General features: G+C 75.0%; 10 protein-coding genes. 6 read left to right on the top strand and 4 right to left on the bottom strand.

All coding sequences use genetic code 11. The features are described from left to right. Positions 1 to 239 precede the first annotated feature (239 nt). A complete protein-coding gene (locus tag ACWEMJ_RS32265; RefSeq protein WP_452140690.1) occupies positions 240 to 1313 on the top strand; it encodes a phosphotransferase in 1074 nt (357 codons plus the stop codon). 107 nt (positions 1314 to 1420) lie between these two features. Here the strand turns inward: ACWEMJ_RS32265 and ACWEMJ_RS32260 are convergent, their stop codons facing one another. Then, positions 1421 to 2755: an ABC1 kinase family protein gene (locus ACWEMJ_RS32260; RefSeq protein WP_452140689.1), complete on the bottom strand. Its 1335-nt coding sequence runs from the start codon at positions 2753 to 2755 to the stop codon at positions 1421 to 1423. A 333-nt stretch (positions 2756 to 3088) separates the two neighbouring features. Further along, a complete protein-coding gene (locus ACWEMJ_RS32255; protein WP_452140688.1) occupies positions 3089 to 4198 on the bottom strand; it encodes a ThiF family adenylyltransferase in 1110 nt (369 codons plus the stop codon). A 229-nt stretch (positions 4199 to 4427) separates the two neighbouring features. Here ACWEMJ_RS32255 and ACWEMJ_RS32250 point away from each other — a divergent pair, with 229 nt between their 5' ends. Further along, positions 4428 to 5087, top strand: a complete 660-nt coding sequence (locus ACWEMJ_RS32250; RefSeq protein WP_452140687.1) for a M48 metallopeptidase family protein — start codon at positions 4428 to 4430, stop codon at positions 5085 to 5087. Positions 5088 to 5145: 58 nt separating this feature from the next. Here ACWEMJ_RS32250 and ACWEMJ_RS32245 read toward each other — a convergent pair whose 3' ends face one another. Both ACWEMJ_RS32245 and ACWEMJ_RS32240 read right to left on the bottom strand, forming a co-directional pair. Next, complete coding sequence (locus ACWEMJ_RS32245; protein ID WP_452140686.1) at positions 5146 to 5709, bottom strand: NUDIX hydrolase; 564 nt, start codon at positions 5707 to 5709, stop codon at positions 5146 to 5148. Next, on the bottom strand, positions 5706 to 7217 hold the full coding sequence (locus tag ACWEMJ_RS32240; protein ID WP_452140685.1) for a zinc-dependent metalloprotease: 1512 nt from the start codon (positions 7215 to 7217) through the stop codon (positions 5706 to 5708). The genes ACWEMJ_RS32245 and ACWEMJ_RS32240 overlap by 4 nt, the downstream gene beginning before the upstream one ends. A 189-nt stretch (positions 7218 to 7406) precedes the next feature. Here ACWEMJ_RS32240 and ACWEMJ_RS32235 point away from each other — a divergent pair, with 189 nt between their 5' ends. The 4 genes from ACWEMJ_RS32235 (at position 7407) to ACWEMJ_RS32220 (ending at position 10611) form a co-directional block, all read left to right on the top strand. Next, positions 7407 to 8555 carry an NAD-dependent epimerase/dehydratase family protein gene (locus ACWEMJ_RS32235; RefSeq protein ID WP_452140684.1) on the top strand — a complete coding sequence of 383 codons (1149 nt, stop codon included), beginning with the start codon at positions 7407 to 7409 and terminating at the stop codon, positions 8553 to 8555. A gap of 139 nt (positions 8556 to 8694) precedes the next feature. Then, the gene (locus tag ACWEMJ_RS32230) at positions 8695 to 9138 is read left to right on the top strand and encodes a molybdenum cofactor biosynthesis protein MoaE (protein ID WP_452140683.1); all 444 of its coding nucleotides are present in this window, start codon (positions 8695 to 8697) and stop codon (positions 9136 to 9138) included. Positions 9139 to 9297: 159 nt separating this feature from the next. Beyond that, positions 9298 to 9477 (top strand): hypothetical protein, encoded by a 180-nt coding sequence (locus tag ACWEMJ_RS32225; protein ID WP_452140682.1) that lies wholly within the window; start codon positions 9298 to 9300, stop codon positions 9475 to 9477. A gap of 51 nt (positions 9478 to 9528) precedes the next feature. Further along, on the top strand, positions 9529 to 10611 hold the full coding sequence (locus ACWEMJ_RS32220; RefSeq protein WP_452140681.1) for a YlbL family protein: 1083 nt from the start codon (positions 9529 to 9531) through the stop codon (positions 10609 to 10611). Positions 10612 to 10782: the final 171 nt, after the last annotated feature.

The raw sequence follows: 10782 nt of genomic DNA, 5'->3' as shown, positions 1-10782 counted from the left end.
GGCCGATGTGCGTGCCGGTGGCCTGGGAGAGGCCGGAGGCGACGGCTGCGAGAGCGACCTCCCCCGACTCACCGCCTGGTGGCGCGAACCACCACCGGAGGCCACCACCGGCCCGGGCAGCGTCTGCCCGCTCCCGCCGAGGTCATGCCGACCGGTTCGCAGGAGCCGTCCACCGCACCCAACTGCGGATTGCCGCACTGCCGTTCGTCGTTCGAACAGGTGGTGGGAGGATGTGCCGCATGTGGTCCTCCCTTCCGCTCGGCGAGCGGCTGCGCGCCGAACTCGGCTCGCCGCGCAAGGCCCGCCGCCTGGTCAGCAGTCCGCGCTCCCGGGTCTGGCGGGCCGAACTCTCCGGCGCCCCGGTGGTGGTGAAGCAACTGGTCGACTCGCCCGGCGCCGACGACCGCTTCGCCCGCGAGGCCGCCGCGCTGGCCCTCGCCTCCCGCAAGGCCGGGCGGACCGGCCGGCCCGTGGTGCCCGCGCTGCTCGGCACCGACCCCGCGGCCCGGGTGCTGGTGCTGGAACGCCTGACGGACCGCACCCCCGGGCCGGGCTGGCAGGTCGACTACGCCGCCGCGCTGGCCGGGCTGCACGCCAGCGCCCCCGCCGACCTGGACGACCTCGCCGGGACGGCCCCCGGCACCGCCCTGCCCGCCTGGACCGGCCCGACCGAGCGCGACCTCGGCTGCTTCATCGCGTTGGCCCGCAGCCTCGACGTGCCCGCCCCGCCCGGCGCCCGCGCCGAGGCCGAGGCCCTGCTCGCCCGGCTGTCCGCCACCCCCGCCCGGCACGCCCTGCTGCACGGCGACCCCTGCCCCGGCAACGACCTGCACACCGCCGAGGGCGTCCGGTTCATCGACTTCGAGCAGTCCTCGCTCGGGCCCGGCGCCGTCGAGTTCGCCTACCTGCGGATCGGGTTCCCCACCTGCTGGTGCTCCACCGCCCCGCCGTCCGAGGTGCTGGCCGCGGCGGAGCACGCCTACCGCACCGCCTGGCGGGCCGCCACCGGCACCGACGCCGCCGGGCCCGCCGCGCTCGCCGACGCCTGCGCCGGCTGGCTGATCCGCGGCGACGCCCTCGTCCCCAAGGCCGAACGCGGCGCCGCCGACTACCTCGCCCGCCTCCACCACGCGGACTGGACCTGGGGCAACGCCACCGCCCGGCGCCGCCTCCTGCACCGCCTCCAGGCCGTCGCCGCGCTGGCCGACGCCACCACCGACCTCCCGGTCTTCGGACGCTTCTGCGCCACCCTGGCCACCCGCGTCCGCCGGGTCTGGCCGGCGGCGCGGCCGCTGCCGGCCGAGCGCGACTGACCCGGCGGCCGGGCGCGCACCGCCGCGGCCCGCGCCCGCCCGCGCCCGCCCGCACCCGCGCCCGCCCGGCGGTGGGCACCGGCGGTGGGCCGGGGCCCGGCGGGCGGCTACTCGGGCTCGGCGAAGCCGGGGAGCCAGCGCAGCAGCTCCTCGTGCAGCCGCACGGTGGCGCCGAGTTGGCAGAGCACGCCGATGGTGGAGAGCGTGACCCGGTGGATCAGCAGGTAGGACGGCGGGAGGTTGAGCTGCTTGCCGAGGTTGTAGGCGGGGGAGCGCGGGTCGGCGATCCGGGCGGCCTGGGTGCGCATCCACTCGCGGCTGAAGGTGAACTGCTCGGCGCGGGTGGGCTCGATGATCGGCACCAGGTAGTCCAGCACCGCGTCCGGGTCGAGCGAGATGGTCGGGCGGACGAAGCCCTCCTGCCGCAGCAGGTCGTAGACCGCGCCCGCGTCGCCCGCCAGGGCGAGCCGCAGGGAGGTGCCGATCGGTCGGGGCAGGCCGCCGGGGAGGCGGTCGACGGTGCCGAAGTCGAGCACGCCGAGCTGCCAACTGGACGCGGCCCGGCCGGTCTTGACCAGCCGGAAGTTGCCCGGGTGCGGGTCGGCGTGCAGCAGGCCGGTGCGGGCCGGGCCGGCGAACAGGAAGCGGGCGAGCAGCTGCCCGGCCCGGTCGCGCTCCGTCCGGGTGCCGTCGGAGATGACCTGGGAGAGCGGCTTGCCGTCCAGCCACTCGGTGACCAGCACCCGGCCGGACTGGGCGACCACCCGGGGCACCCGGATGTCGGCGTCGCCCGCGAACTCCTTGGCGTGCAACTGCTGGGACTCGGCCTCCAGTTGGTAGTCGAGCTCCTCGGTGACCCGCTCGCGCAGCTCGGCGATCAGCGGCTTGATGTCCATGCCGGGGATCAGCGGGCCCAGCATCCGGGCGAGGCGGGCGAGTTGGCCGAGGTCGCTGAGCAGGGCGTCGCCCGCCCCCGGGTACTGGATCTTGACCGCGACGTCCCGGCCGTCCTGCCACACGGCCCGGTGCACCTGGCCGATGGAGGCGGCGGCGGACGGCTGGTCGGAGAAGGAGCGGAAGTTGGCCGCCCAGTCGTCGCCGAGGTCGGCGGACAGCACGGAGTGCACGGTGCGGGTCGGCATCGCCGGGGCGGAGTCCTGGAGCTTGGTGAGCGCGGCCCGGTAGGGGCCCGCCACGTCCTCCGGGAGGGCCGACTCGAAGACCGACATGGCCTGCCCGAACTTCATCGCCCCTCCCTTCAACTTGCCCAGGGTCGCGAACAGTTGCTCGGCGGTCTGGGCCTGCAGCTCGGCCGCGACCTCCTCCGCCGGGCGACCGCCGAGCCGCTTGCCCAGGCCCAGCGTGGCGCGGCCGGCGAAGCTCAGCGGCAGTGCGGCCAGCCGGGCCGTCCGCGAGACGGCCTTGCGCGGCATCTCAGACATCGGCCACCTCCCGACCGGCCGCCGCCACGGACGCCGGGAGCGCCGCGGGCCCCGGGACCGCCGCGGACCGGACCGGCGTGGGCCGCAGGGCCGTTGCCGGACGCGGGCGGGCGACCGGTCGCGCCGTGCCGGTCACTGCCTTGCGCGGTAGATCGCTCACCGGACCTCCAGATCAGCCGGACCGACCGGCGGCCCCCGCCGGCGGGTGGTGCGGACTCCCGGGGCCCGTCCGGCACCCCTCCCCACCGGGCCCGCACGCTCCGGCGCCGGTGCGCCGGGCAGGGCGTGCGGGTGGAACGGCGGGGCTTCGCCGGACGGACCCGAAGGCATGTCCTAGGCCATTGTGCCCGCTTGAACGGGCGCGGCGGACTGCCACAGGCAACCGCAGTCGGGGTGGCTGCGCAGCCGCAGTCTGCGCACCATGCCGTCGGCCGCGGAGAGTTCGCACCAGCCGTCCACGCTCGGCGGCAGCACCCCGTCCAGGTACAGCTGGACGTGCAGCGCGGCCAGCCCGGCGACGGAGGCGGCGACCGCGCTGTCGCAGGCCGGGGCGCGAGGTCTGCCCGGCCCCTCGTCGATCAGTTGGGCGAGCAGCCGCGGCCAGGCCTCGTCCTGGTCGCGCCGGGCCAGGGTGGCGCAGCTGCCGCAGGCGGAGGCCCCGGGGACGACCAACGGGCCGACCACGCCGAGGTGTTCGAGCACCCCGGTGTACAGGTGCGGGATGCCGGCCCGCATCAACTCCTGGGCGTCCACGGCGGCTCCGGTGTACGCGCCCGAGCCGTCCCGCGGGGCGAGCACCACCAGGACCGGGGGCGGCGGGTTGACCGGCGGCCGCCGGTACCGTTCGCCGATCGGGGCGCCGTTGACGCGGTGCACCAACTCCCGGGCGGCGGTGGAGCGCAGCCGCCCGACGTCTCCCGGCGGGAAGCCGCCCGGTGCGCAGTCCCGAACCGAGACCCGGCCGCGGTCGAGCACCGAGACCTCGCCGATGCCGCCGGCGGCCAGCGCGGTGGCGACGGCCGCGCCGACCCGCCCGGCCCCGCGCACTTCGACCCGGGCCCGGGCGCGGTTGCGCAGCACCGCGGCGGCCTCGTCCGGCGCCGGGTGCACCAGCGAGAGCGAGGAGACGTCGGGGCCGAGCAGATCGCGGCGCGGCGCCGGATACAGCTCCACCACGTCGTGCAAGGCCTGGGCGTCGTCCAGCAGTTCGCTCTGCCCGAGCGAGTCGAGCATCCCCTGGCAGTACTCCTGGCTCAGGCCGAGCTTCTGCCCGGCCTCGACCACCGCGGGCCCCGTCCGGGTGCCGTCGATCAGGCCGAGGAACAGGGCGAGTCTGGAGTCGACGCCCTCGATCAGCCGGGCGTGCCGGCGGACGGTGCCGAACTGCAGGGTCTGCTTCTCCCGCCAGAGCCGGGACAGGGCGGGCTTGATCACGGGGCGCATGTCGGTCCTCCAAGCGTCGGTCTCCGGCGTCCCGGTCGAGGCGTCGGATCAACTGGTGACCGCAGCTTGCCCCCAACCCGCCGTCCCGGAAAGCGCGTTGTCCACAGGACCGCTCAGACAATCGGGTCATCATGTGCACAGCCTGTGGATAACGCTGCCGGGTGGTACCCGGGTGCCGCGCCGTCCCGGAACCGGACTTCTGTCGCGGCTACGGGGTAACGTCCTTGCCATGGCAGCCGAACGGGACTCCCATCGGTCGGCGTCGCGTCGGCGTGCCCGGGCAGCCTCCGGATCCACGGTCGCGGCGCCCGGTGCGCATGCCAGCACCGAGGCCGACCGGGCCCGCGGCCCCGAGCGCGGCATCGACCGCAGCAAGGTCGAGGTGCGCCGCAGCGCCCGCCGCAGCCGCACCGTCTCCGCCTACCGCGAGGGCGACCGCACCGTGGTGCTGATCCCGGCCCGGATGTCGCACGCCGAGGAGCAGCGCTGGGTGGCGCAGATGCTCGACAAGCTCGCCGCGCAGGAGAAGCGCCGGGTGCTCGGCGACGAGGCCCTGCAGGCCCGGGCCGCCGAACTGTCCCGGCTGTACCTGGGCGGCCGCGCCGAGCCCGAGCAGGTCCGCTGGGTCACCAACCAGAACTCCCGCTGGGGCTCCTGCACCCCCAGCGAACGCACCATCCGGCTCTCCCACCGCCTCCAGGGCATGCCCGAGTACGTGGTGGACTACGTGCTGCTGCACGAACTCGCCCACCTGCTGGTGCCCGACCACGGCCCCCGGTTCTGGGCCCTGCTGGACGCCTACCCGCGCACCGAACGGGCCCGCGGCTACCTGGAGGGCGTCGCCTCCGCCGCCCGCCTGCCGCACATCCCCGGCGCCCGGAACACCTGACGGACGACGACGGACCCCCGCGGGCCCGTCAGGGGCCCGCGGGGGTCACGGAGGAAGCTCAGACCAGCGCCCGGGCCCGCGCCACCAGATCCCGCACCGAGCGGTCGGTGTCGTCCGGCAGCTGCTCCCAGCCGAACCAGCGCAGATCCAGCGACTCCTCGCTGATCAGCTCGCGCGCCCCGGCCGGGGCGAGGGCCACGTACTGCACGTCCAGGTGGACGTTCTCCGGCCGGTCCTTGCCCAGGCAGCGCACCTGGTGGCGGTCCAGCTTCACCGGCGCGGTGCGGCCGTCGACCGCGAGCAGCTCCAGCCCGGCGATGCCGGACTCCTCGACGGCCTCGCGCAGTGCCGCCGCCGCGAGCGTCCCGTCGCCGGGCTCGCAGTGGCCGCCCATCTGCAGCCACCTGCCGACCTTGGGGTGCAGCGTCAGCAGCACCCGCCCCTCGGCCGGGTCGACCACCAGCGCGCTGGCGGTGATGTGGCCGGGCAGGCAGGCCCGCCACAGGCCGTCGGGGTGTTCGGCGAGGTGTGCGAGGTAGTCGCGGCGCAGCTCCCGCTGGCCGTCCTCGTCGGGCGTCCAGTCGGTCAGCGCGCGGACGGCGTCGGTGTGCAGCGACGTCACTTGGCGTCGCCCTCCCGGCCGTCCGTGCCCTCGCCGGCGTCCTTGCCGGAGGCGCCCTCGTCCTTGGTCAGGTCGGGCTTGCCGCTGCCGCCGCCGGCGGCCTCGCCGAGCAGCTTGTTCAGCGCGTCGAAGTCGAAGCCGCCCTCGGTCTCGGCGGCGGTGTCGCGGTGCACGAAGCCGTCCGGGTCGTCCAGGTCGGCGGCGGTGGGCAGCATGTCGGGGTGGCTCCACAGCGCGTCGCGGCCCTCGACGCCGCGGGCGTCGGCGAGCGAGGCCCACAGGCGGGAGGCGTCGCGCAGGCGGCGGGGGCGCAGCTCCAGGCCGACCAGGGTGGCGAAGGTCTGCTCGGCGGGGCCGCCGGTGGCGCGGCGGCGGCGGAGCGTCTCGCGCAGCGCGGCGGCGTGCGGCAGGTGCGGGGCGGCGGCGGCGTGGACCACGGCGTCGACCCAGCCCTCGACCAGGGCCAGCGCGGTCTCCAGGCGGGCCAGCGCGGCCTTCTGCTCGGGGGTGTCCTCGGGCTGCAGCAGGCCGCCGGCCAGCGCGTCCTGCAGCGCCTCGGGGTTGCTCGGGTCGAGCTGGCCGACCAGCTCCTCCATCCGCGAGGTGTCGACCTTGATGCCGCGCGCGTACGCCTCGACGGCCCCGAACAGGTGTGCCCGCAGCCACGGCACGTGGGCGAACAGCCGCTGGTGGGCGGCCTCGCGCAGGGCCAGGTAGAGCCGGACCTCCTCGGCGGGCACGTTCAGCCCGTCGCCGAACTCGGCGATGTTCTGCGGCAGCAGCGCGGCCTTCCCGGCGGGCGCGAGCGGCAGGCCGACATCGGTGGAGCCGAGCACCTCGGCGGCCAGCGCGCCGAGCGCCTGCCCGATCTGGGTGCCGAACATCGCGCCGCCCATCGAGCGCATCATGCCCATCAGCGGCCCGGCGACGGCCTGCATCTCCTCGGGCAGCACGCCGCCCATGGCGTTGCCGACGCGCTCCGCGACCGGGTCGACCAGGTCCTTCCACACCGGCAGGGTGGCCTCGATCCACTCGGCGCGGCTCCACGCCACGGCCGCCGAGGAGGTGGACGGGAACTCGGTCGCCGAGTCCAGCCACAGGTCGGCCAGCCGGACCGACTCGACCACGGCGGTGCGCTCGGCGGCGCCCACCGAGCGGTCCTTGGTCTTCCCCTCGGGCTGCTCGGCGACCACGGTCTGCCGGGCGATGTTCTTGGCCAGCTCCCAGTTCACCGGGCCGCCCTCGAACGAGAGCATCTGCCCGAGCTGCTGGAACGCCGCGCCCAGGTCGTTGGGGTTGAAGCCGCCCATCATCGCGGCGAACGGGTTGTCGCCGCCCGCCCCGCCGGCGCCGCCCATGCCGAACAGCGCCCCGAAGGGGTTTCCGGTGCCGAAGCCGAACGGCTGCTGCGGGGTCGAGTCGCCCTGCTCGCCGTCCTTCTTGCCCTTGTTCTTGCCGTCCTCGGGCTCCTCGGGGGGAACGCCGAATCCGAAGGGGAGGTCGCTCACGGGGTCCTCGATCTGATCGGCCGTCACGCGGTGGTGTGGCGGGAAATTCTGCCGCCCGGAGGCTCCGGGCCGTTTCAATGGTCTCGCGGCCGACCGCGCCGGGTGCACCGCGGGGGCTGAGCCTCGGGCAGGATGGACAGTGCGTGACACTCGTACGTACGCACTTAAGCTAACCGTGGAGGATGGCCGGTGAGTTCCCCGCCTTCGGACGTTCGCTCTGGGCTGACCGAGGGCGAGGACGCGCCGGCCGACGCCGGTTCGCCGTCTCCAGCCTACGGCGGCAAGCCACTCGTCGTGGCCGTCACCGGCGCGGCCGGCGTGCTCGGCGAGCGCGTCGCCCAGCGCCTGGTGGCCTCGCCGCACGTGCGCCGGGTGCTCGCGGTGGACGACCGCCGCGGCGAGGTCCCCGGCGTCCACTGGCGGGTGCTGGACGTTCGCGACCCCGCCGTCGCCGAGCGGCTGGCCGGGGTGGACGTCGTGGTGCACCTGGCGATGGACCTCGGCATGGAGTCCGACCCGCGCACCCGCAGCGCCTACAACGTGCGCGGCGCGCAGACCGTGCTGACCGCCGCGGCCGCCGCCGGCGTGCACCGGGTGGTGCTGTGCACCTCCGCGATGGTCTACGGGGCGCTGGCCGACAACGAGGTCCCGCTGGCCGAGGACTCCGAGCTGCGGGCCACCGAGGAGGCCTCGCTGGTCGGCGACCTGCTGGAGATCGAACGCCTCGCCCGCCGCGCCCCGCGCGCCCACCCGGGCCTGCAGATCACCGTGCTGCGCCCGGCCGTGGTGGTCGGCCCCGGCATCGACACCGTGCTCACCCGCCACTTCGAGGCCCCGCGCCTGCTGGTGGTGGCCGGCTCCCGCCCGTGCTGGCAGTTCTGCCACCTGGACGACCTGACCTCGGCGCTGGAGTACGCCGCGCTCGGCCTGGTCGAGGGCGAGGTGACGGTCGGCTGCGACGGCTGGCTGGAGCAGGAGGACGTGGAGGAGCTGTCCGGGATCCGCCGGATGGAACTGCCCGCCTCGCTGGCCCTGGGCACCGCCGCCCGGCTGCACCGCCTCGGCCTGACCCCGGCCCCGGCCGGCGATCTCGCCTACACGATGTACCCGTGGGTGGTCTCCGGCAGCCGGCTGCACGAGGCGGGCTGGCGGCCGAAGCACACCAACGAGGAGGTGCTGGCCGAGCTGCTCGCCCAGGTGGCCGGCAAGCACGCGGTGGCCGGCCGCCGGCTGGGCGGCAAGGAGGCCGCCACCAGCCTGGGCGCGGCCGGTGCCACGGTGGCGCTGATCGGCACGGCGGCGCTGGTCCGGCGGGCCCGCAAGCACCGCCGGATCTGACCGCAGGGCCCGCGAGCGCCGCCGCCGGATCCGACCGCCGGGTTCCGCGAGCGCCGCCGGGTTCCGCACCGCGAGGCGGCGCTCCGGCGGCGCGGAACCCGCCGCCGCCGGGTCGGCGCGATGCGCCATGATGGGGGCCATGCCCGAGAACCACGACGACCCGATCCGGCTGCTCGCCGTCCGTGCGACGCCGCTGTCCCTGGACGAGGTGCACGCGGCGGTCGGCGACGACGCGGCGGGCGGCACCACGCTGTTCGTCGGCACGGTGCGCGACCACGACGGCGGGAAGGCGGTCGCGGCGCTGGAGTACAGCGCCCATCCGACCGCCGAGCGGGAGCTGCGCCGGATCGCGGAGAAGATCTGCGCGGACTTCCCGGTCCGGGCGCTGGCCGCGGTGCACCGCACCGGCCGGCTGGAGATCGGGGACGTCGCGGTGATCGTCGCGGTCTCCTGTGCGCACCGCGGCGAGGCGTTCGCGGCCTCGCGGCGGCTGATCGACGACCTCAAGCACGAGGTGCCGATCTGGAAACACCAGGTTTTCGCGGACGGCGAGGAGGAATGGGTCGGCGCGGGCTCCTGCTGACCGCCCGTGTCCGCGCCGCGCCCCGCTCGTTCCCCGTTCGGGGGTATCCCGGAACGGCGGGCACGCCACGCGTCCCGTAACTCGGACACCGCACGCGCCGTTCCCCCGGTAGGCGGTTAATCTGCTGATACGCATGACGAGCCTGTGGGGAGTTCGAAGATGGCTGCGCTTGCCTGGTTGATCATTCCTGTGGTGGCCGGACTGCTGGCCTCGGTGTGGGCGGGATGGGCGGCACGACCGCCGCGCTCGATCACCGACCCGTCCTCGCTCGCCGAGCACGAACGCTTCCGCGCCGCGATGGAGCGCAACACCGGAAGCGGGGGCGTCGGCGGCAAGTAGCGGGACGCACCGGCGCTACATGCCACCCCCCACTTCCCGTACTGTCGTGCCATGCCACGCCGATCGGCGACCATGCTCGCCGCCACCCTGCTGCTGATAGGCCTGCTCTGTGCCTCGGTCCTGATGAAGGTGCCGTTCACCGAGATGAGCCCGGGGCCGACGTACAACACCCTCGGCACGCAGGAGAAGACCGGCACCCCGGTGATCACCATCACCGGGCGCGACACCTACCCGACCAGCGGTCATCTCAACATGACCACCGTCCAGGTCACCGGGGCGAACTACCAGCCCAGCCTGATCTCGGCGATCGTCGGCTGGATGCGGGGCGACGTGCTGGTGGTGCCGCACGACAACGTCTACCCCAAGGGCCAGACCGACCAGGAGGCCCAGCAGCAGAACGCGGAGGAGTTCGCCTCCTCCGAGGACAGCGCCAAGACCGCGGCGCTCAAGCAGCTGGGCATCCCCGTCGCCACGCAGATCATCGTCTCCTCGGTGTCCGCGGGCGGCCCCTCCGAGGGCAAGCTGCACGCGGGCGACCGGATCGTCGCGGTGGACGGGACGCCGATCACCGGCCGGGGCCAGGTCGCCGAGCAGGTGACGAAGCACAAGCCGGGCGAGGACACCGTCTTCACCGTGATCCCGCACGCCAAGGCCGGCAGCGCGACGCCCGACCCGGCGGACGAGCAGCAGGTGACCATCACCACCGCGAAGGCGGAGGACGAGGAGCGGGCCATCGTCGGCATCTCGCCCGGCGTCGACCACGTCTACCCGTTCAAGATCGACATCGGCCTGCAGGACGTCGGCGGCCCGAGCGCCGGCCTGATGTTCGCGCTCGGCATCGTCGACAAGCTCACCCCCGGCGACCTCACCGGCGGCAAGTTCGTGGCGGGCACCGGCACCATCGACGACGACGGGGCGGTCGGGCCGATCGGCGGCATCCAGATGAAGCTGATCGCGGCGCGGGACAAGGGGGCGGAGTACTTCTTCACGCCCGCCGAGAACTGCGGCGAAGCGACGAAGGGGACGCCCTCCGGGCTCACGCTGGTCAAGGTCGAGAACCTTGCGGGGGCGGTCAAGGCGCTGGACGCGATCCGGGGCGGGGACGGGGCGGCGCTGCCCAGCTGCAGCAGCTGAAAGAGCGCACCACGTCCGCAAGATCGCGATGCAGGGCAATGACCTGCACTTGATCGCGACCTTGCGGACGCGGTGCGTTCCCCTTCGCGCAGTTCTCCCCCAGCCCTAGCGGGCCGGGAGGTACCCCCACGCGCCCCCGTTTTCGCGCCCTACTGGAAGGTGGCGAGGAGG

This window comes from Kitasatospora sp. NPDC004531 (assembly GCF_053602195.1).
Note: the sequence above shows the minus strand (reverse complement) of the source record. Positions and strands in the feature narration are given on the sequence as shown.